The sequence below is a fragment of the Clostridium sp. 'White wine YQ' genome (assembly GCF_028728205.1).
In the GTDB taxonomy this organism is placed as follows: Bacteria; Bacillota; Clostridia; order Clostridiales; family Clostridiaceae; genus Clostridium_T.
Map to the genome: position 1 here is coordinate 286,336 of NZ_JAQYUU010000005.1, position 20,841 is coordinate 307,176.

The 20,841-nt window shown below is 30.2% G+C and carries 19 protein-coding genes; 11 read left to right on the plus strand and 8 right to left on the minus strand.

The genetic code is table 11. The features are described from left to right. The first annotated feature begins 21 nt into the window (after positions 1–21). The 8 genes from PTZ02_RS15535 (at position 22) to mmsB (ending at position 10,154) form a co-directional block, all read left to right on the plus strand. Positions 22–735: a putative ABC transporter permease gene (locus tag PTZ02_RS15535; RefSeq protein ID WP_274228709.1), complete on the plus strand. Its 714-nt coding sequence runs from the start codon at positions 22–24 to the stop codon at positions 733–735. A gap of 153 nt (positions 736–888) precedes the next feature. After that, on the plus strand, positions 889–1,917 hold the full coding sequence (locus PTZ02_RS15540) for a substrate-binding domain-containing protein (protein WP_274228710.1): 1,029 nt from the start codon (positions 889–891) through the stop codon (positions 1,915–1,917). Beyond that, positions 1,914–3,428: a sensor histidine kinase gene (locus PTZ02_RS15545; protein WP_274228711.1), complete on the plus strand. Its 1,515-nt coding sequence runs from the start codon at positions 1,914–1,916 to the stop codon at positions 3,426–3,428. Before PTZ02_RS15540 ends, PTZ02_RS15545 begins: the two co-directional genes overlap by 4 nt. Continuing rightward, the gene (locus PTZ02_RS15550; protein WP_274228712.1) at positions 3,421–4,971 is read left to right on the plus strand and encodes a response regulator transcription factor; all 1,551 of its coding nucleotides are present in this window, start codon (positions 3,421–3,423) and stop codon (positions 4,969–4,971) included. The genes PTZ02_RS15545 and PTZ02_RS15550 overlap by 8 nt, the downstream gene beginning before the upstream one ends. Positions 4,972–4,983: 12 nt before the next feature. After that, the gene (locus PTZ02_RS15555; RefSeq protein WP_274228713.1) at positions 4,984–6,066 is read left to right on the plus strand and encodes a D-xylose ABC transporter substrate-binding protein; all 1,083 of its coding nucleotides are present in this window, start codon (positions 4,984–4,986) and stop codon (positions 6,064–6,066) included. A 238-nt stretch (positions 6,067–6,304) separates the two neighbouring features. Next, a complete protein-coding gene (locus tag PTZ02_RS15560) occupies positions 6,305–7,336 on the plus strand; it encodes a sugar ABC transporter substrate-binding protein (protein ID WP_274228714.1) in 1,032 nt (343 codons plus the stop codon). Positions 7,337–7,407: 71 nt separating this feature from the next. Continuing rightward, positions 7,408–8,937, plus strand: a complete 1,530-nt coding sequence (locus PTZ02_RS15565; protein WP_274228715.1) for a xylose ABC transporter ATP-binding protein — start codon at positions 7,408–7,410, stop codon at positions 8,935–8,937. 2 nt (positions 8,938–8,939) lie between these two features. Further along, a complete protein-coding gene (gene mmsB / locus PTZ02_RS15570) occupies positions 8,940–10,154 on the plus strand; it encodes a multiple monosaccharide ABC transporter permease (RefSeq protein WP_274228716.1) in 1,215 nt (404 codons plus the stop codon). Between the two features lie 92 nt (positions 10,155–10,246). Here the strand turns inward: mmsB and PTZ02_RS15575 are convergent, their stop codons facing one another. From PTZ02_RS15575 to PTZ02_RS15590, 4 genes are all read right to left on the minus strand, one after another. Continuing rightward, positions 10,247–11,425 carry an acetyl-CoA C-acetyltransferase gene (locus tag PTZ02_RS15575; protein ID WP_274228717.1) on the minus strand — a complete coding sequence of 393 codons (1,179 nt, stop codon included), beginning with the start codon at positions 11,423–11,425 and terminating at the stop codon, positions 10,247–10,249. A 111-nt stretch (positions 11,426–11,536) separates the two neighbouring features. Continuing rightward, entirely contained in the window at positions 11,537–12,280 is a 744-nt protein-coding gene (locus PTZ02_RS15580; RefSeq protein WP_274228718.1) for a 4Fe-4S binding protein, read from the minus strand. Further along, positions 12,277–12,864 (minus strand): TetR/AcrR family transcriptional regulator, encoded by a 588-nt coding sequence (locus PTZ02_RS15585; RefSeq protein WP_274228719.1) that lies wholly within the window; start codon positions 12,862–12,864, stop codon positions 12,277–12,279. Before PTZ02_RS15585 ends, PTZ02_RS15580 begins: the two co-directional genes overlap by 4 nt. A 108-nt stretch (positions 12,865–12,972) precedes the next feature. Further along, positions 12,973–13,128, minus strand: a complete 156-nt coding sequence (locus tag PTZ02_RS15590) for a hypothetical protein (RefSeq protein WP_274228720.1) — start codon at positions 13,126–13,128, stop codon at positions 12,973–12,975. 279 nt (positions 13,129–13,407) lie between these two features. Between PTZ02_RS15590 and PTZ02_RS15595 the strand changes: the two genes are divergently transcribed. Both PTZ02_RS15595 and PTZ02_RS15600 read left to right on the plus strand, forming a co-directional pair. Continuing rightward, entirely contained in the window at positions 13,408–13,986 is a 579-nt protein-coding gene (locus PTZ02_RS15595) for a TetR/AcrR family transcriptional regulator (protein WP_274228721.1), read from the plus strand. A 15-nt stretch (positions 13,987–14,001) separates the two neighbouring features. Next, positions 14,002–15,714 (plus strand): methyl-accepting chemotaxis protein, encoded by a 1,713-nt coding sequence (locus tag PTZ02_RS15600; RefSeq protein WP_274228722.1) that lies wholly within the window; start codon positions 14,002–14,004, stop codon positions 15,712–15,714. 36 nt (positions 15,715–15,750) lie between these two features. Here PTZ02_RS15600 and PTZ02_RS15605 read toward each other — a convergent pair whose 3' ends face one another. Next, positions 15,751–17,550, minus strand: coding sequence for a heme NO-binding domain-containing protein (locus PTZ02_RS15605; RefSeq protein WP_274228723.1), 1,800 nt, complete (start codon positions 17,548–17,550; stop codon positions 15,751–15,753). A 203-nt stretch (positions 17,551–17,753) separates the two neighbouring features. Next, positions 17,754–18,902 (minus strand): serine/threonine-protein kinase, encoded by a 1,149-nt coding sequence (locus PTZ02_RS15610; RefSeq protein WP_274228724.1) that lies wholly within the window; start codon positions 18,900–18,902, stop codon positions 17,754–17,756. Between the two features lie 173 nt (positions 18,903–19,075). On the opposite strand from PTZ02_RS15610, the gene PTZ02_RS15615 reads away from it, so the two are divergent. Beyond that, positions 19,076–19,825 (plus strand): 3'-5' exonuclease, encoded by a 750-nt coding sequence (locus tag PTZ02_RS15615; RefSeq protein WP_274228725.1) that lies wholly within the window; start codon positions 19,076–19,078, stop codon positions 19,823–19,825. A 16-nt stretch (positions 19,826–19,841) separates the two neighbouring features. Here PTZ02_RS15615 and PTZ02_RS15620 read toward each other — a convergent pair whose 3' ends face one another. Together PTZ02_RS15620 and PTZ02_RS15625 are read right to left on the minus strand one after the other, a co-directional pair. Next, positions 19,842–20,399 (minus strand): hypothetical protein, encoded by a 558-nt coding sequence (locus PTZ02_RS15620; protein ID WP_274228726.1) that lies wholly within the window; start codon positions 20,397–20,399, stop codon positions 19,842–19,844. Between the two features lie 26 nt (positions 20,400–20,425). Next, the gene (locus PTZ02_RS15625) at positions 20,426–20,767 is read right to left on the minus strand and encodes an MmcQ/YjbR family DNA-binding protein (protein ID WP_274228727.1); all 342 of its coding nucleotides are present in this window, start codon (positions 20,765–20,767) and stop codon (positions 20,426–20,428) included. Between the last annotated feature and the right edge of the window lie 74 nt (positions 20,768–20,841).

Below are 20,841 nucleotides of genomic sequence, written 5' to 3' on the forward strand. Positions count from 1 at the left end.
AAGCGTATTGGAGATTATAAAATGCAGAATTTTAAAATTGGTAGTAAAATGCTTCTATTTTATTCTAATCAAGATAGCGATAAAACAAAGTCTATATGGAATAAGCAAATAAAAGGTTTCGAACTTTATGAATTATTCTGGATTCTTATCTTATTTAGTATCGGTGGTTTTTTGATAGAAAGTTTTTGGTGTTTTATAAAAAATGGATATATAGAGAGCAGAAAAGGACTTATCTTTGGTCCCTTCTGCCCCATATATGGTGTTGGTGCAGTTGTTTTTCTCTTCTTACTCAATTCCTTTAGAACAAATATACTTAAATTAGCACTAGGAAGTTTTTTCTATGGTTCTTTAGTTGAATATATATTTAGCTTTTTACAAGAGAAATTATTTGGTAGTGTTTCTTGGGATTATAGTAATATTCCTTTTAACATAAACGGCAGAGTATGTCTTATGTATTCCCTCTTCTGGACTTTATCTGGAATATTGTTTATCAGATATCTATATCCTAACGTAGCCCTGTTAATCTGCTTAATTCCTAGGCCTGAAGGAGAGCTAATAGCATCTCTTCTTCTTATTTTTATTTGCTTTGATGTATTTATCTCTGTTTCAGCAATACTTAGATCAGTAGAAAGATCTTCGTTTGTTCAAACTAACAATATATTTTATAAGCATCTAGATAAAGAATTTAACGATATTTACTTACGTAAAATATTCCCTAACATGAAGTTTATATAGCATAAAACATATGTTTCAAAATATGTAGATTTACCAAAAACAAAGTAATATTTAAAATATTTTTAATATTTAGAAATATTTTCTTGGCATGGAGTGTAAAAAAAACTTATAATTGATATGTACTTATTATTTTACTTTATGCAAGGTGTTTATATGAAAAGATTATATTATATACTTTTAATTTTTCTTTCAATTATTCTCGTATTCTCTTTAGGATTGTCAATTTATACTTCTAGTTCTTTAAATAAATTAGTTAGTGAAAATTCATCAATATTTTCAACTAAAGAAACTCCTATATATCATTTTGTTTCTATTATTCATAAAACTGATGAACCCTATTGGCAAGATATTGAGAACGGCATAATGAAGGCCTCAAAAGATTCAAAAATAGCAATGGAAGTTATTTATACTGGTGCTGATGACGAGTATGCAGAAACACTAAATGATCTTGAAATGGCTATAGCTTCTAATGTTGAAGGAATTATTGTTCGTGGATACGATACTAGTGATTTTTCTGCTTTAATTGACAAAGCTTTTAGCAAAGGCATTCCAGTAATAACTATTGATTCTGATTGTTCTAATAGCAAACGTGTTTCCTTTGTTGGAACAAGTGATTTCGATTTAGGTTCTCAGGCTGGAACAGAAGTTGTTAAAACTTCAAATGATAAAATCAATGTAGCTATAATACTTGATAATGATCGTAGCAAGAGAAATGATAATGGTTCAACATACATTTCGGGATTTAAAAATGCAATTAAAAATAATGCTAATATTAATTTGGTCACAATAAAAAATTCCGAATTAGGCATTTTAGGTGCCAAAAACGCATTATCCGATATTTTGACAAGTAATATTAATGCAAACACAATTGTTTGTACAAGCTCTAATGACACTATTGGTGTAGCTCAACAATTAGTTGAATATAATAAGGTAGGTAACTTTTCAGTTATTGGATATGATAACTCTCCTGAAATACTCAAGTATATACAAAAGGGAGTTATATTTAGTACCCTTATACCAGACCCATCAGAAATTGGGAAAAGTAGTGTAGAGAATTTAAAGAAAGTAAAACAAATGGGTGGAACTTCAACTAGTACCCTAACCCATATTAATATAGTTAATTCAGATAATGTTAACGCTTATATCAAAAATATTAGAGACGGGAGTTCTGATGGCAAATGAGATTATTGAATTTATTTAAGATAGACAGTATAAGAAAAAGTCTACTTCTATATTCATTTATACTTATTTTGCTGATGCTTGTAACTAGTATTTATACATTTTATAATGCTCAGAGCTTTTCAAATAAAATGAATACTATGTATTCTAGCAACAAAACTCTCACTGATCTTTCAAAAGATATAGAAGCAATTGATACAAATCTTTTAAATTATCTAACTACCAAAAATTCTGATAGCTACGACAATTATGTACGCTTAAGTGATGATTTAAAAGATAAGTTAGATACCTTTAGCAGAAAATTAACCTATGATAAGAATCAAATTATATTAAAGGATATTGCTAATATAACTGACAGTTATATTTATGAGGCTGATTCTGCAATTAATGCAAGGAGAGTTGGAAATATAGCTCTTTATAATCAGAAATATAAAGATTCTGAAAAATATTCTGAGTATATAAAATCCTATATAAATAAGTTAAATGAAACCCAATTTCAAGATAATACTTCAACTTACTTTAATATGTATGACAAACTTAATACTTTAAAAATACTAAACATAATAATAATAATCGATACACTTATTATAAATATAATTATTCTATTTATATTCACTAATAATATCTCTCACCCAATCACAATACTTTCGCATGCTGCTGAGGAAATCTCAAATGGAAATTTCGATATTAAAGATGTCCCGGTAAACGTTAACAAAGAGATTCAAATAATGTCCTTTGCTTTTAATAAAATGAAAAATAATATAAAAACTTATATTTCTCAATTAAAATTACAAGCAGAAATAGAGTCTAATTTAATGGAAGAGAAAATGAATAACTTAAAGATGAAAAATCTTTTAAAGAATGCTGAAATTTCAGCACTTCAGTCACAAATAAATCCACATTTTCTTTTTAATACATTAAATGCAGGCGTTCAACTAGCCATGATGGAAAATGCAGATAGGACAAGTGTGTTTATAGAAAACTTGTCTAACCTTTTTAGATATAACCTTAGCAAAATGGACAAATCTGTCTTACTCAAGGAAGAAGTTGCAAACTTAAATAGCTATATTTATATTCTAAAAACACGATTTGGAGATCTAATTGAATTTAAAGTTGAAGTAGATGAAAATCTTTTGGACTACCCTATTCCTTCAATGATAATTCAACCAATTTTTGAAAATGCTTGTGTTCATGGGGTTGGTGATATGGAATCAGGAGGTAGAATCACTTTATCCATTATAGATAACATATCCCATATCAATATAATAGTAAAAGATAATGGTAAGGGAATGGACAAGGATACCGTTGCAAATATATTAAATTTAAAGTCAATAAATAAAGAACATAATGATAAAACGAAAAGACATACTACAGGGATTGGACTTAAAAATGTAATTCAGAGAATTAGACTATTTTATGATGAATATGATGTAGTTGATATTCATTCTGTTAAAGGACTAGGAACTGAAATAATTTTAAAAATCCCTAAAAAAAGAGGTAATGAGGATGTATAGATTATTAATGGTTGATGATGAGAAAATAGTAATTGACTCTATAAGCTTTATTATAAAAAATAACTTTCCAAATATAATATATGAATCTGCTCGTTCTGGAAAAGAAGCCATTGAAAAAGCGTCTTACTTTAGACCAGATATAGTTCTTATGGATATTCGAATGCCTGGACTAAATGGTATTGACACAATCAAAGAACTTAAGGTTAATTTTCCTGAAACTATGTTCATTGTAATTTCTGCCTATGAGCAGTTTGAGTTTGCAAAAGAAGCACTCACATTAGGCGTAATTGATTATATACTTAAACCTATGAATAAAAATACTCTAATTGCGTCAATAGATAAGGCAATTAATAAAATAACTAAAGAACGAGAAAAGCGCGCTAAAGAGTTAGAAAACCTGGAGAAATTTCAAACTACTCTTCCACTTTTAGAGCATAATTTTCTATATTCCTTAATTGTAGATAATAAGAATTTTACTATTACTGAAGAATATAAAAAGCTGCTTAATATAGATAAACTTGGTGGGTATCTTGTTGCAATAGATATAAACAGTAAGGATTCAAATAATATTAATCCTTCAATATATTATAGTATGAGAGATTTTTTAAAATATAAGTATAAATGTCTAATTGGTCCATTGGTATTAAACAGAATTCTTGTATTGATAAATTCTGAACCAAATGGCTCAACTATTGATATCGGAAATTATATAATAAAGAACTTGAGTGTTCTTTATAGTAGTATAAATTTTAAAATAGGAATAGGTAGCTATAAGCCTCTAGAAAAGATCTTTATATCCTATGAGGAATCTTTGGTAGCTTTAAGAAGTTTAAGTAATTCTAGTGAATCAATATGTCATATAAATAATATAGAGAATATCTCTGTTTACTCTACAGATTATCCAAAAGATGTTGAAAAGAAACTTATAGAATTTTGTACATTAGGAGAAACAGATGAATCCCTTAAATACTTTAATGAACTCTTCAATTGGATTCAAAAGAATTTTAATAATAACTTAATGAAGGCTAAAACAACACTTATAGAGTTTTTAGTAGTGCTTCATAAATCACTAATAGATTCAAATATTAACATATTTTATAATAACGAATATATAAATTCTATCTTAGAGCTACAGAATCTAAATGAATTAGAACTTTGGTTTAGAGATAAGATAAGTTTCACATGTGTAGAAATAAGAAAAGGTCACCGTAAAAATATTAGCAAAATAATTATTAATGCTAAAAAGTACATCTCTGATAACTACAGCCTTGATATTACTTTGGACGAAATTGCAAAAGAGGCCTGTGTGAGCCCACACTATTTTAGTCGTTTATTCAAAGAGGAAACAGGGGAAAACTTTATTGACTATCTAACAAGAGTAAGAATAAATAAAGCAAAAGATCTTATGCAGAATTCAAATATAAGCATTAAAGAGATATGCTATAAGATAGGTTACAATGACCCTAATTACTTTAGTAGATTATTTAAAAAGGTTCAAAAGGTATCTCCTACAGATTATTTAAAAAGTATTATGATTAAGTAAGGGAGGAGTTTCATGAGTAAAAACTCCAAAATTAAAAAAAGAACAGTAATCATCAGTGTAATTACTTTTTCCATTGCTTCACTTTTTACAGCAAAGGCTATTTATAGCAAAAATCTAAATGAATCAACTAATACTCATCAAATTAAAATTGGTCTTTCACTAGATTCATTAGTTATAGAACGATGGCAGACTGATAGAGATATTTTTGTATCTAAATCCAAGCAATTAGGTGCAAAAGTACTTGTTGAAAAGGCTAATAATGATACTAATGAACAAATAAGACAAGTAAAATCTCTTATTGATGAAGGCGTCGATGTACTCGTAATTGTGCCACACGACTCCTCTGCTTTTCAAACAATACTTACCATTGCTAAAAGGAAAGGTATAAAAGTCATCGCTTATGATAGATTAATAAAAGATTCTTCAGTTGACTTATATGTATCTTTTGATAATGAAAAAGTAGGTGAACTAATGGGTCAATCATTACTTAAAGCTGCACCAAAAGGAAACTATTTAATCATAAATGGAGGGCAAGAGGACTATAATACTCACCTAGTCAATAATGGATTTAAAAGAGTCTTAAAAGATTCCTTAGACTCCGGCAAAATTAAAATTTTAAACGAAGTTTGGGCAACAAGCTGGAATGAAGATGTTGCGTATAAATGTGTGGATGAAGCCTTATCAAAAGGAGAAAAAATAGATGCAATAATGTGTGGAAATGACAGACTAGCAGAGTCCGCCATACAAGCATTAGCAGAAAGAAAACTTGCAGGAACTATTCCTGTAATAGGACAAGATGCCTCCTTAGGGGGATGTCAAAGAGTTGTTGAGAGCACTCAACTTATGACTATATATAAACCCATTAGACCTTTAGCAGAAACGGCTGCAGAATATGCTGTAAAGTTAGCAAAAAATCAGCGTTTATCTATTAAGAATACAATATATGATGGAACCTCTGATATACCATTTTATGTTGAAGATCCTATTACTGTATATAAAAATAATATGGTTAGCACAGTTGTGAAAGATAATTTTCATAGCATAAATGAAATATATATAAATGTACCAAAAGAATCCTGGCCAACGGGTAATTGATGTAAATAACCTAAAGTTTATTATATTAAACTTTAGGTTATTTTTTTATTACATAAAAAAATCATATATATATCAAAAAAATATAGATTAGCGCAAAAAAGTGCTTGTCTTTATTTTCAAAAAATTACAAAAGTTAATTAATTTAATTTCCTTGATAATTATGTGTAGGGTTTTTCTCTTTAAAAAATATTAATATCTATATGTACAATCGTTTACAAATTTAAGGAGGATTAAATTTATGAAAAAAATTAAAGTGTGCGCATTACTAATGACTGGTATTATGGCAGCTTCTCTATTTGCTGGTTGCGGAAAGAAAGCCGCTACTACATCTAGTGACAAGAAATTAGTTATCGGAGTTTCCTTACCAACTCAAAGAGAAGAAAGATGGGTAAGAGATAAAGAAACTATGGAAGCTTACGCAAAAGAAAAGGGTGTTGATTTAAAAATCCAAGTAGCTGATACTGATGTTGCTCAACAAGCATCTCAAGTAGAAAACTTAATATCTCAAGGAATAGACGTTTTAGTTCTTGCTCCTGCTGATGCTTCTGCTTCTGCACAAAGTGTTGAAAAAGCACATGCTGCTGGAATAAAAGTTATATCCTACGATAGATTAATAGCTAACTGTGACCTAGATTTATATATGTCATTTGATAATGAAAAGGTTGGAGAACTTCAAGGAGAATATATCACTAAAAAAGCTCCAAAAGGAAATTACATCGTAATGGCTGGTGCTCCAACAGATAATAACGCAACTCTATTTAAGAAAGGTGCTATGAAATATATCCAACCTTTAGTTGATAAAGGAGATATAAAAGTTGTTACTGATTTAGCAGTAGATAACTGGGAACCTACAAATGCACTTAAAATTGTAGAAAACTCATTAACTGCAAATAGTAATAAAGTAGATGCTATACTTGCACCAAATGATGGTACTGCAGGTGCTGCAATCCAAGCTCTTTCTGCTCAAGGATTAGCTGGAAAAATTCCTGTAACTGGACAAGACTCAGAACTTACTGCTGCTCAAAGAATAGTTCAAGGTACTCAATCAATGACTATCTTCAAAGATACTAGAGAATTAGGTAAAGCAGCTATAGATGCAGCTATCAAATTTGCAAAAGGTGAATCAGTTGAATCTAACGGAAAAGTTAACAATGGTAAAATGGATGTTCCTTCTTCACTTCTTGCTGCTCAAGTAGTTGATAAAGACAACTTAGACAAAGTTCTTATAGACAGTGGTTACTTAAAGAAAGATGATGTTTATAAAAAATAGATAAAAAGCTTTAAACAGGGGGTTTAGTAATACCCCCTGTTTTGAAAAATCAGACGGGGAGGCAATAATTTATGGATCAATTTATTCTAGAGATGAATCATATTACGAAGGAATTCCCTGGTGTAAAAGCTCTGGATGATGTATGTTTTAAAGTTAAAAAAGGTGAAATCCATGCTCTCGTTGGAGAAAATGGAGCTGGTAAATCTACATTAATGAAAATATTAAGTGGTGTTTACCCTCATAATAGCTATACTGGAGAGATATTAGTAAAAGGAAATACTCAAAGCTTTGAGAATATAAAAGACAGTGAAAAAGTTGGTATTGCAATAATTTACCAAGAGCTTACTTTAGTAAAATATTTAAGCATAGCTGAGAACATATTTTTAGGTAATGAATTTAATTCTAACGGTATTATTGATTGGGATAAAACTTATATGTCAGCAGAAAAGATATTGAAGGAAGTAAAACTAGAAGATAATCCTGATACTAAGGTTATCGAGCTAGGAATTGGAAAACAACAATTAATTGAAATTGCTAAAGCTCTTTCTAAGAATGTTGAAATATTGATTCTTGATGAACCTACTGCAGCTTTAAATGAAACAGATTCAAAAAACCTTCTTACTATACTAAAAGAGCTGCGTTCTAAAGGTGTAACTTGTATTTACATTTCTCACAAACTGGAGGAAGTCATTGATATAGCTGATACTGTTACCATCATAAGAGATGGTAAAACAGTGTGCACAAATGATATGCATAATCCAGATGAAAAACTTACTGAGGATAAAATAATTACTCATATGGTTGGAAGACAATTAACACAACGTTTCCCTAGAAAAGAACATACTCCAGGGGAAGTAGTTCTAGAAATTAAAAATTGGACAGTTTACAATCCTGAAATACCTGATAAGGAAGTCATAAATAATGTTAGCATGAAGGCAAGAAAAGGTGAAATTTTAGGTATTGCTGGACTAATGGGTTCTGGTAGAACTGAATTTATAATGAGCCTTATTGGAGCCTATGGTGTTAATGCTGTAGGAGAAATATTTGTTGAGGGTAAAAAGGTTACTATAAAAAATCCTAGAGATGCCATATCAAACGGAATCAGTTATCTATCTGAGGATAGAAAAGGAAAAGGCCTTATTTTAATGATGGACATAATGAATAATACTTCTATTTCTAGTCTTAATGGCATAAGCCATTCTGGAGTTATAAACTCAAATGAAGAAATTAATGCAACAAGCTCATACGTTAAAGCTTTAAATATCAAAACTCCATCCATAGAACAAAAGGTTGAAAATCTAAGTGGTGGAAATCAACAAAAGGTTGCTATAGCCAAATGGCTAATGACCAATCCTAAGGTGCTTATACTTGATGAACCAACAAGAGGTATAGACGTTGGTGCTAAATTTGAAATATATAACATAATGAACCAATTAGTGGATAAAGGAGTTTCTGTAATAATGATCTCCTCAGAACTTCCTGAAATATTAGGAATGAGTGATAGAATTATAGTCATGAACAGAGGTAAATTCACAGGCGAAATCGACTGGAAAGAAGCATCTCAAGAAAAAGTAATGCATTACGCAACAGGAGGTAAATAAATATGTCAGATATTCAAACTGAAAATAAAACCAAGGTTACAAATGAAGGTTCCATATTATCCGTACTAAAAAAATCTATGAAAACTAATCTAAGACAATACACAATGTTTATAGCATTAATTGCTATAAGTTTGATATTCACATTCCTAACTGATGGAACATTCTTAACTTCTAGAAATTTATCAAACTTATTACTTCAAACTGCTACTACTGCAATACTTGCTTGTGGTATGGTACTTATAATAATAGCTGGGCACATAGATCTTTCTGTCGGTTCAGTAGCTGGATTCACTGGTGCAATAGCTGCACTATTACAAGTTAAATATGGATGGGAAACAGCCCCAACTATAGTAGTTACTATCTTAGTTGGTATTGCTGTTGGTGTTTGGCAAGGTTTCTGGGTATCATACCAAGGTGTTCCTGCTTTTATCGTTACTCTTGGTGGTATGATGATCTTCAGAGGTGGTGTTATGGCTGTAACTAAAGGTCAAACTATTGCGCCAACCAAACCTGCTTTTAAGGCAATCGGACAAGGATATCTACCTAAGATTTCAGATAATCTAAATGATACTACTATAGCTCTTGGAATATTAATCATAGTTGCATACTTATTCCTTGAAATTAGAAAGAGAAAGATAAGAGTAACTAAATATAACTTTAAAGTTCTTCCTCTTCCACTAGAAATAGCAAAGCTAACAGCAGTATCAGCTATGATAGCCTTACTATTCTTAATTATGATTAGTTATAGAGGTATTCCTTATAGTATTGTATTAGTTCTTGGACTTGTACTTCTATTCTCCTTCATAACTACCAAAACTACTCTTGGTCGTTATGTATACGCTATAGGTGGAAATAAAGAAGCATCTAAACTTTCTGGTATCAACATCCAAAAAGTAACAATGCTTATATTTGTAATAATGGGATTCTTATCAGCAGTTGCTGGTATCGTATTTACTGGTAGACTTGACTCAGCTACTGCATCTGCAGGTAACTTATTCGAACTAGATGCCATTGCTGCTTGCTATATCGGTGGTGCTAGTGCCATGGGTGGTGAAGGTTCTGTTATGGGAGCAATGATTGGTGCTCTCGTTATGGCAACCTTAAATAATGGAATGAGTTTAATGAATGTAGATTTAACTTATCAATATATAATTAAAGGCTTAATACTTCTTATAGCTGTAAGAGTTGACATAGCAACAAGAAAAAAAGCAGCTTAATTTTCTCCCAAATAAGGGGCTATTGCATAATGCAACAGCCCCTTATTTATATTCTAATTAAATTTATCGGATACACTTATAATATAACTAAATTAATCTCTTTCAACCACCAATGCAGTTCCTTGTCCTCCGCCTATACATAAGGTAGCTAGCCCTCTTTTTGCATCTCTTTTTTGCATTTCATGCAGTAATGTAACCACTATTCTAGCACCTGAAGCACCTATTGGATGACCAAGAGCAATAGCTCCTCCGTTAACATTTACCCTGCTCAAATCTAAATTCAAATCTTTAGCTATTGCTATACTTTGTGATGCATATGCTTCATTTGCTTCAACTAAATCTAAGTCCTCAGACTTTAAATTCAACTTATCTAGTACACCTTTTGTAGCATGAAATGCTCCATATCCCATTATAGAAGGATCTAAACCTGCTGAATCATATCCACTTATTTTAGCAAGAGGCTTTAACTTTAGTTCCTTTGCCTTTTCAGCACTCATTATTACTAATGCTGCTGCTCCATCATTTATTCCTGATGCATTTCCTGCAGTAACACTTCCATCTACTTTAAATATTGGTTTTAATTTATTCAGTGCTTCCATGCTATTTCCGAACCTTGGGAATTCATCAGTATCAAAAACAATTTCTCCCTTTTTTGTCTTGATAACTACTGGAACTATTTCGTCTTTGAAACGTCCTTCTTTTATGGCTTTTTCTGCTTTTTGTTGAGATAAAAGAGAGAACTCATCTTGCTCCTTTCTTGAAACATTCCATCTTTCTGCTACATTTTCAGCAGTTACCCCCATATGATAATCATTGAAGGCATCCCATAACCCATCTCTTATCATTTCATCAACTAACTCTGAGTGTCCCATTCTATAGCCCCATCTAGCATTCTCAGCTAAATATGGCGCTCTTGACATATTCTCCATTCCACCAGCAATAATTATATCAGCATCTCCTGACTTAATAATCTGAGCTGCTAAACTTATACTTCTTAAGCCTGAACCACAAACTTTATTAATTGTTAATGCTGGTACTTCTACTGGTAATCCACCTTTTATGGCTGCTTGTCTAGCTGGATTTTGTCCTAGTCCTGCTTGAAGAACATTCCCAAAAATCACTTCATTAACATCTTTAGGATTAATTCCTGCTCTTTTCACAGCTTCTTTTATTACTATGGCTCCTAAATCTACTGCAGGTACATCTTTTAAAGTTTTACCATAAGCTCCTATTGCAGTTCTTACTGCGCTTACTATTACTACATCCTTCATTTCAAATTCCTCCTAAAATAATATTATTCTTAGTTATTTTTTTAACAATTATTAATAGACCGGTTTGTTTATTTTTTATTTAAAAATTTAGTTTAAATTCTTTAATTTAAACTACTTACTTCTTCTACGCGCTGGGCAAAGTTTAAGACAATTAAAACAATAATATTGTGTTATAAAGGCATTCGCTTGATAATAAGGGAAAAATTCCATAGCCATAGCTTGTCTCTTCTCTTTATCAGCTTCTATATATTTATCTAAAAAAGATAGATAAGCTATAAATGAAAATGGTTGAGATGACTTCATACATTTAAAAATATCAGTTTTTCCTTCTTCATCTAAGGCTTTAGCTGGGCAATTCTTTACACATATTCCACAATTATTGCAAAAGTTTTCTTCTATTTTTTCATCTGATTCTAATTCTAAATTTGTAACTATTGCTGTAAATGTAACTCTAGTGCCAAACTCTGGATGAATCACAAGGTTATGCCTTCCGAAGTTTCCTAGTCCAGCTGCTACTGCTGCATGTCTAAGAGACACTGCTGAGGTCCCTCCCCTAGGAAAGGATTCTGGGATAGATACAAGCTTTGCATTGAACTCATCCTCTAAATAATGACATATTTTATATGCATCAGCTCTCATTACATCCTTTTTATCTAGTCTCCCATTCATTGCTAGTTGCGGATCCAAGCTTTCGCAAGTGGATAATTCTCTATAAGCCATTACTATCATGGACTTTGCTTTAGGGAAAAAAGATTCTATCTTTGGCGTGTTGGGACTTACATAATCGGCGACTGCTGCAAAACCTACATCATCGACTCCTAGACTTTTAATATAATTTCTTATTGCTTCCTTCATACCTTCACCTCTTTATAATTTATGTATACATTAATTAAATCTTTTAGCATTCTTTTTAAAACATCTACATCTTTGCTTATTCTGTAATAAACTAAATATCCTTCATAAATTGCGAAAACTTTATGAGCAATTTCTTCGGAGGCATCTGACTCAATACCAGAAAATTCAAATATATCTTTAAAAGCACTAATTAACTTTTTTATTGACTTATTATAATATTCTGAGATATCTGGTTCTGAAAATGCTATCTCTAACCCTAATACTGCAAAAGGACATCCATAATGCTTATTTTGTTCCGCACCACTTATCATTTGTTGTATTAGTTCTGTTATAAATTCATCCCACTTCTTTCCTTTAGAAGTTGCTATAATCCATTCATTTATTTTTCTATCAAAATAATAAGAAACTTCTATTGCCAAGTTCTTTTTGCTAGAAAAGTGAAAGTAAAATGATCCCTTAGGTAATTCAGCTAGGGCTAAGATATCATTAATCCCTGTTGCATTATATCCATTTTTCATAAATAGCTCAGCAGCACATTCAATTAATTTATTCTTAGATTGTTCCCCTTTTGTATTTTTAGCCATGCCTTCCCCTCCTTGTTAAATTTTTATCTAATTAAATATTAGACCAGTCTGTCTATTTTGTCAATAAGAAATTATTTAAATTTCTTATTTAGGCAGTATTCTCTTATTCTACTTATCAAAAAGTCCGCCACCATTTTTATTACTTCTACCATTTCTCTTTTGACCTATTGATTTATGAGCCCTATTAGCACTATTTTTCTCTAAACCTTTTTTCTTTTTTTCTTCTATTAATTTCTTCATCATTTCCATATTGTTATTATTCATAATATAAACTCCAATTCAATGTTAGTAAGCTTTTCATATACCTAAGTAATTTTATCATCAACCGTCTTTATTATAAATAGTAAATTATTATATTCTTTAATTTTATATAAGTCTTATTAGCCATATTTCCATTTTTTTATTTTTAATTAAAATAATTCCACAAACCCAATTTTGAGCCCTAGTAAAAATAGTTATTTTTTGTCGAAATAAATTGAATCTTGTTAAAATTTATGTTAACATTGTGTTAATGAACATTCGTTTAGAAGGGTGGTTACAACCTTGGATAAAATACTACAAGTCGCAAAAGTACTTTTCTGTGAACATGGCTTTGATGGCACTTCTGTCAGGGATATTACTAGCTCATTAAATATAACACCTGGTGCTTTATACGCTCACTTTAAATCAAAACAAGAGCTTCTTTTTGCGCTATTATCAAATATTTGGGATGACTTTATTGATTGTATACAAGAGGCTATTAACAATCATCGATATGACTCTGTAGAATCCCAACTTTATAATGTATATGCTTTTTATGTAAATTATGATAGACAAGCTCACTGCAATTCAAAACTTTTATTGCGTAACTTCATGTTCCCCCCCTATAACTTAAAGGAGAAAATTAATCACATTTCTACAGAAAAATATTCTCAAGTTATAGAAAAGGTAAAGCCTATATTAATAACTGGTATTAAACAAGATATTCTAAAAGATTATGATTTAGACAAACATATTGATCTTTTTAACACACTAATTAAATCTCTTGCTATTGATATAATCAGTTCCAATGGTACTCAAAGTTTGGAGTACTTTAATAAATACTGGAATCCATATTGGAAAGAAGTAACTAAGAATTATTAGTTTAGGAGGTACATCATGAAATTATTAAAAAACTCAAAAATCTCACACAAACTTATATTAAGTTTCATCCTAGTATCACTATTCATTGCTGAAGTTGGTTTAGTTGGAATGCAAGATATGAAAAAAATATCTAATAGTGCTACTTCTATGTACGAAAATAGCTTACAATCTTTAGATGCCTTAAATACCATAAAAGGCAACTCCTTGCAGCTCCAAAGCCAATTCTATCTTTTAGTTTATTCCAAGGATAGCAGTAAGCTTGCAGAAACAAAGGATCTTATGGACAAGCTAAAAACTCAAAACAATACATTGTTAGATAAGTTTGGAAAACTCAATTTAGATACAACTGAAAAGAATTTATTAAATGATTATAATAATATACTTGCTCAATATAGAGACGCTAGAGATAAGGTAGTCAAACTTGTTGAAGAAAAAAAGTATGATGAAGCGATACCCGCTTTACAAGATTCTGCAAAAATCAGAAATAATATGGCTGATATTCTTGATCAGCTTATTCAATATAATGTATCTCAGGCTGCAAATGCTAATAAATCTAACATAGATGTTTCTAAAAAATCAAACGTCTTAATTGTAGTTTCAACAATTATAGGTCTTTTATTTGCTCTAATCTGTGGAATTTTAGTATCTAGCAGCATATCAAGAAGATTAAAGAAGGTAGAAGCCTTCGCACATGCATTAGGAGATGGTGACCTTTCTCATTCAATTGAAGTTACTTCAAATGACGAGATTGGAATGCTTTCTAATTCCTTAAATAATGCAGTACAAAACACAAAGTATTTGATCTCTGAGTTATTATCAAGTTCTCAAAATATAAGTTCTTCTAGTGAAGAGTTGTCAGCTACTATGCAGGAAATATCCTCTAAAATGCTTACAGTAAATGAGTCCACTATGGATATCGCTAAAGGTGCCCAAGATCTTAGTGCCACAACTGAAGAAATAAATGCTTCCTCTGAACAAATAGGAGATACTACATACTCCTTAGCTGATAAAGCTAATGAGGCTTTAGCCTCTGTAAAAGCCATTGAATCTAGAGCCTTAAACATTAAAGAGAAAGCATCTAAAGCAATAACAGAAGGAAATGAAATTTATAAAAAGCAAGAAGAAGATATTAACAATGCCATCAGAGAGAGCAAGGTTGTTAATGAAATAAAAGAATTAGCTTCATCTATAGGTGATATTGCTGAGCAAACTAACCTTCTTGCCTTAAATGCTGCTATCGAAGCTGCTAGAGCTGGTGAAACTGGAAAAGGCTTTGCTGTCGTTGCGGATGAAGTTAGAAAATTAGCTGAAGAATCTGCGGAATCTGTAAAGAATATTCAAGAAATGGTTACAAAGATTGATGTTGCTGTAAACAACCTATCTATTAGTGGACAAAGCATGCTTGATTTCATGACAAACTACGTTCAACCAACCTATAAATTGCTTATGGAAACAGGAAAGCAGTATGAATTAGACGCTGAATTCATAGCTGGAATTTCCGAACAAATTGCATCTGGTAGTAAAACAATGTCTGAAACTATCGATCAAGTTACCTCCGCAATCGAGACTGTTGCTGCAACAGCTGAGGAATCTGCTGCTGGTTCTGATGAAATAATGAACAGTATTAGCGAAACTACCTTTGCTATTGAAGAAATAGCTAAAGCTGCTCAATCTCAAGCTATACTGGCTGAAAACTTAAATAAATTGGCATCTAAATTTAAATTATAATAATAATCCCCATGATAGAAATCATGGGGATTATTATTATATCTTATACTTGTCCAAATCTTCATTAAATTGATATGTAAGCTTCTTAAATTCTTTTATACTCTCTGTAAGTTTGGAGATGTCATCAGTATATATCTGAACACTTGCACTTACTTCTTCTGATGCAGCTGTATTTTCTTCTGCTATAGACACTAGAGATTCTATCTTATCATAAACTTTAGTCATTGCCTTAGTTTCTTCTTCTAACCTATTTGATGTTTCTATCATTTTACTAGCAACTGCGTTTATTGTGTCGTTTGCACTACTACTATATGTTACTGCTGTATTTAACTTTTCATTTTCCTGTTTCAAAATGTCAAATTGTTTTGCAATATCACCAACTATATTATCTACTTCACCTATAAACTCACTTAATCCTCCAGTAATATTATTTACTGCTTCCTGGGATTGTTCTGCAAGCTTTCTTACCTCATCAGCTACAACTGCAAATCCCTTGCCTGACTCACCTGCTCTTGCTGCCTCAATTGATGCATTTAGCGCAAGTAAATTGGTTTGTTCTGCAATTGAAGATACTAATGAAACTATTTGAGTAATTCCACGAGCTCTATTTTGAAGCTCTAAACTATTACTTTTAACACTTCCAAATCCCTCAAGAACATTATTTAATTTATCAGAAGTATTTCTTGTATTTTCATAACTATCTTTAATTTTTACAACTGCTTTTTCTAGTTCACCTTTATTTTCATGCTCCTTTGCAGTTACAGATACAATTGACTTTACACTATCTCTTAGCATGGATACAGACGCTTCAATTTCTGCTGTTTGTAGTATGGCTGCATTTGCTACCTGTTCTACAACCCCACCTATTTCACCAGAAGTATTTCCCATCTTATTTGCTATATTACCTACTTCTGAACTAAAGGTATTGATTTCATCTGTTACACCCTTAAATCCCACAAAGTCTTTTGTAACTATGTCCTTGTATTCTCTTATTGAATTATATAATTCTTCATAGAAATCCCCTGTTTCAATCAGTAAATCATCTACATAATTATTATCCTTAAGTTTATTTAAGCCCTCTATTATTGCGTGCATTGGTTTATGTAATAGATTATTTGCAATAAGTGTTCCAATAAATCCACTTATTATAGAACTATATATAAGTAAATCTTTATTAGTAAAATAAACGGCAATATTTATTATTGCTACAATTACTGTAGTAAGTAAAGAAACTTTTACTCCTATATTTCTTATAAAGCCTAAAGATATGAATTTGTTAAGTCCATATTTTTTCTTTGCATATATGTCTTTTTCAAATGTGAGTTTTAATTTCAAGTTATCTTCTGTCTTAGATATCTCTTCAACAATTAATTTCTCATTAAAATGATTACCGGCTCCTTCTAGCATTCCTAGAAAATAATCAAACATACCTCTCTTAGAAGAGTACTCAAAAACAGCTTGTCTCTTTGATATCGGTTTAAGATCTAAAAGTGGCGGCTTTGCCCCTGGAATCCTCTTAACTACTATTACATGCACATCATACATTGATTTTAAAAATGTATATAAGTTTTCATGTTTAAAAAAAGCTGGATAATCACCTGTAAAACTTTTTACATTATCTATGCCTATTGTTCTCCATAAATTTGAAATTGTAAGATTATTAGCTTTTGCTATTTCTTGTATTATTTTGTTAATGTTCCTATCATCAACATCCTCTAATGGTGAAAAAACTTTATCTTTTGAAAACCCAGCTAACTCTAATGCTCTATCCACACATTCGTCATTATAAAGTCTTCTACATGTTTTCATCCATGTTCTCACTACTGTCCCTTTCATAATTAACCCTCCACAATCAACCTTTTTAATAAATTCTATTACCTATTAACAACTTTCAAGAAATAATCCATTTTATTATTTCTTAATAATTACTATTAGTTTATACTATTTTTAGGTTAATTGCAAAGCAATTTATAAATTACTCTTATTAACAAAAAAACTATACTTACACTGTAAAACTTAGGTAAGTATAGTCCTTATATTTAATGCTTATTTTTATTTTTTCCTTTATTTTTATTCGGCTTCTTATATATTTCTTTATTATTATTTTCTTTATTGATGTTATTATCGTCAACTTTTGTTTGATCACTATGGTCGATAACTGTATCTTCTTTTATAGGCTGGCTATCCTCAGGTTTAGGCAAGGTATCTATACTACTATCTTCAACTGGATTACTTACATTATTTTTGTCTTCTGCTTTAGTAGTGTTATTATTTAAAAAAGAGTATACTACAAATAAAGCTGCTATTGATAACACTAAAAACCCGAGTATATTCTTTCTTAACCTAGGTTTCTTTGTTGATTTGTTATAATTATCTTTTGAACTAATTAATATTGATGTTTTCTCATATCTACCTTCACGTAAATATCCGTCAATTTCCTTTCTTAATTCATCAATAGTCTTATATCTATCAGCAATATCAAATTCCAAACATTTTTTTATTATTCTTTGAAGTTCATGCTCAACTTTTGTATAGTTATCATCCTTAAACAATTCTGAAATTCTTGATACTTCCTTTCTTGTAAAAAGAAAATACATTATAGCGCCCATTCCATAGATATCAGTTTGAATACAAGACTGTCCAAATCCATATTGCTCAGGTGCAGCGTACCCCGTTGTTCCAATTACCACTGTATCACTGTTTTTATTGTATTTATAATCCTTCGTCGTTCCGAAATCAATTAATACTACTTTCTCATATTTTGTTATCATAATATTTGTTGGCTTCAAGTCTCTATATATAATAGGAGGATTGAAACTATGTAAATACCCTACTATATCACATAATTTTAGTATTATATGGCAAGCCTCTTCAGTTTCAACCATTCCTTTTTCGGTTAAGTATTCTTTTAGTGTCCATCCCTCTATATAGTCTTCAACCATATAGAAATTTCCATCTGTAGAAAACGTGTCTGTGACCCTCGGAATCCCCGGATGTTCTAATCGATTTAACATATTAACTTCTGATAATACATCTATCTTAAATTCATTATCCTCTTTCATTTCTTTTATTGCATAAAATTCTCCAGAATTAATATCTTTACATAAATATACTGTCCCCATTCCTCCATTTCCTAGATGCTTTACTATTTTATATTTTTTATCTAAAACTTCTCCACAATTAAGCATTTCACACACCCTAATATTTATAATTTATACTTCTAAATAATTCGAAAGAACATAAATATTTTTTAAGGTACAAGGTTAAAGATAGTTCCTTAGCTATTTATGTTGGTGTATTTTTTTATAATTTTTCTACATACTAACTACAATTAATATATATATGAAACTTAGGAGAAATAATGAATTATATAATATTTGATTTAGAATTTAACCAAGGATATAAATATACAAGAAATAATGATTCACCAATCAATCCCAGCTGTCCTTTTGAAATCATTCAAATTGGTGCAGTTAAATTAAATAGTGAATTTAACATTATTTCATCTTTTAATAGGTTAGTGAAACCACAGATATATAAAAATCTTCATTCTTTTATTAAGGAAATGACTTCTTTAACAACTGAAGATCTTAATAACTCAAAATTTTTTAGTGAAATATATTTAGAATTCGTCGATTTTATAGGAAAGGATGAAAATATACTTTGCGTATGGGGAACTGCAGATATTAGAGAATTATTTAGGAATATATACTTTTTTCATTTAGATGATTCTTTAATTTCTAAAGAATATATAGATATACAGCATTATTCTTCTAAACATTTTAACTGCCCAAAAGGTACTAATATTGGCTTAAATAATGCTATTACATTATTAGATATCCCTATTATCAATCAATTTCATGATGCTTATAATGATGCTTGTTATACTACTCAAGTCTTTACTAATATATATAATGGGAATTTTGTTTCAAAAAAATATAGTAAGAATACTAACACAAAAAGAAGAAATACAAAGAGCAAAATTGATAATTATCATTTAATAGAGCAATTTGAAAAGATGTATAATAGAAAAATGACAAAAGAAGAAAAAGGAATTATAAAATTAGCCTACCTCATGGGGAAAACTAATCAATTTCAAGTTAAAAATTAAAGCTCGTATTTAATTTTTATTTTACCATTATAATTCCAAATTCCTCTGCTATATTTTTATAAAAGTTTAGATCCTCTAACTTTTCACAAAAAATAGGAAAGGCTAAATTATAATTTCCCCAGATTGTAACTGGGATTTTAGTAAAATGAATTGTACAAAAATGTAATTCTCTTGTTGATAGTTTTGTTATAAATGGAATTAATTCTTTTGAATCTATCTTAAAGTAGATCTCGTCACCTTTAATATTTTTCAAATGATTGATAAGAGTTATTTGATCCTGATAATCTAATGAATTTAGCATGATAATTATTCCTTCTGGATCAACATCTTTTAAATATAAATCAACTACAACAGGAGTTTCTTTATTTATGTCATAGATATTCTCCATAAACTTAATAAATCTATCTTCATATTTTAAGTTAAAATTCTCAAAGGTCTTTTTCTCACCTAAGTCACTATTAATTTCTAAAATTCCATTAATATAATCATCCATACCTTGCATTATATTTTTAACTCTAATTTTACATATTTGTTTAAATTCTTCCTCTTTCATTGGAATCAATAAAGGTCTCATCCTCATGCCTCCCAGCAGTATTATAATTATAATTTACTAAGATACTTCTCCCTATCTCTTTTGGGGAATTTCTTTACTACTTCAATGTAGGATTCTTTTATCATCACTTTTATCATTTCTTCATTTACATCATCATTTAAGCTAACAGTATTCCAATATTTCTTGTTTAAGTGATATCCAGGTTTTACCCCATTAAACATTTCTCTATATTCTATGGCTGCAAAAGGATTGCACTTTAATGAAATTGAATCATCTTTCCCTAATAATGCAAATATCTTATTATTTACCTTCATTACTAATGTCTCTGGGCCAAAAGGATAGTCTTCTACTGAATAAGGAAATGTCAAACAATAATCTTTTATATTCATATTTTCCTCCATAAATATTTTAATTACTTATATTCTATAAAAAATAAATCAAAGGTATTTAATAAACCTTTGAT

Bases quoted from the DNA above. Each gene is read 5' to 3' on its own strand.
- PTZ02_RS15540 (WP_274228710.1), top strand. From the start codon at position 889: ATGAAAAGATTATATTATATACTTTTAATTTTTCTTTCAATTATTCTC.
- PTZ02_RS15590 (WP_274228720.1), bottom strand. From the start codon at position 13,128: ATGAATAATAACAATATGGAAATGATGAAGAAATTAATAGAAGAAAAA.
- PTZ02_RS15585 (WP_274228719.1), bottom strand. From the start codon at position 12,864: ATGGCTAAAAATACAAAAGGGGAACAATCTAAGAATAAATTAATTGAA.
- PTZ02_RS15555 (WP_274228713.1), top strand. From the start codon at position 4,984: ATGAGTAAAAACTCCAAAATTAAAAAAAGAACAGTAATCATCAGTGTA.
- PTZ02_RS15625 (WP_274228727.1), bottom strand. From the start codon at position 20,767: ATGAATATAAAAGATTATTGTTTGACATTTCCTTATTCAGTAGAAGAC.
- PTZ02_RS15575 (WP_274228717.1), bottom strand. From the start codon at position 11,425: ATGAAGGATGTAGTAATAGTAAGCGCAGTAAGAACTGCAATAGGAGCT.
- PTZ02_RS15550 (WP_274228712.1), top strand. From the start codon at position 3,421: ATGTATAGATTATTAATGGTTGATGATGAGAAAATAGTAATTGACTCT.
- PTZ02_RS15560 (WP_274228714.1), top strand. From the start codon at position 6,305: ATGAAAAAAATTAAAGTGTGCGCATTACTAATGACTGGTATTATGGCA.
- PTZ02_RS15545 (WP_274228711.1), top strand. From the start codon at position 1,914: ATGAGATTATTGAATTTATTTAAGATAGACAGTATAAGAAAAAGTCTA.
- PTZ02_RS15620 (WP_274228726.1), bottom strand. From the start codon at position 20,399: ATGAGACCTTTATTGATTCCAATGAAAGAGGAAGAATTTAAACAAATA.
- PTZ02_RS15580 (WP_274228718.1), bottom strand. From the start codon at position 12,280: ATGAAGGAAGCAATAAGAAATTATATTAAAAGTCTAGGAGTCGATGAT.
- PTZ02_RS15610 (WP_274228724.1), bottom strand. From the start codon at position 18,902: ATGCTTAATTGTGGAGAAGTTTTAGATAAAAAATATAAAATAGTAAAG.
- PTZ02_RS15615 (WP_274228725.1), top strand. From the start codon at position 19,076: ATGAATTATATAATATTTGATTTAGAATTTAACCAAGGATATAAATAT.
- PTZ02_RS15535 (WP_274228709.1), top strand. From the start codon at position 22: ATGCAGAATTTTAAAATTGGTAGTAAAATGCTTCTATTTTATTCTAAT.
- PTZ02_RS15565 (WP_274228715.1), top strand. From the start codon at position 7,408: ATGGATCAATTTATTCTAGAGATGAATCATATTACGAAGGAATTCCCT.
- PTZ02_RS15605 (WP_274228723.1), bottom strand. From the start codon at position 17,550: ATGAAAGGGACAGTAGTGAGAACATGGATGAAAACATGTAGAAGACTT.
- mmsB (WP_274228716.1), top strand. From the start codon at position 8,940: ATGTCAGATATTCAAACTGAAAATAAAACCAAGGTTACAAATGAAGGT.
- PTZ02_RS15600 (WP_274228722.1), top strand. From the start codon at position 14,002: ATGAAATTATTAAAAAACTCAAAAATCTCACACAAACTTATATTAAGT.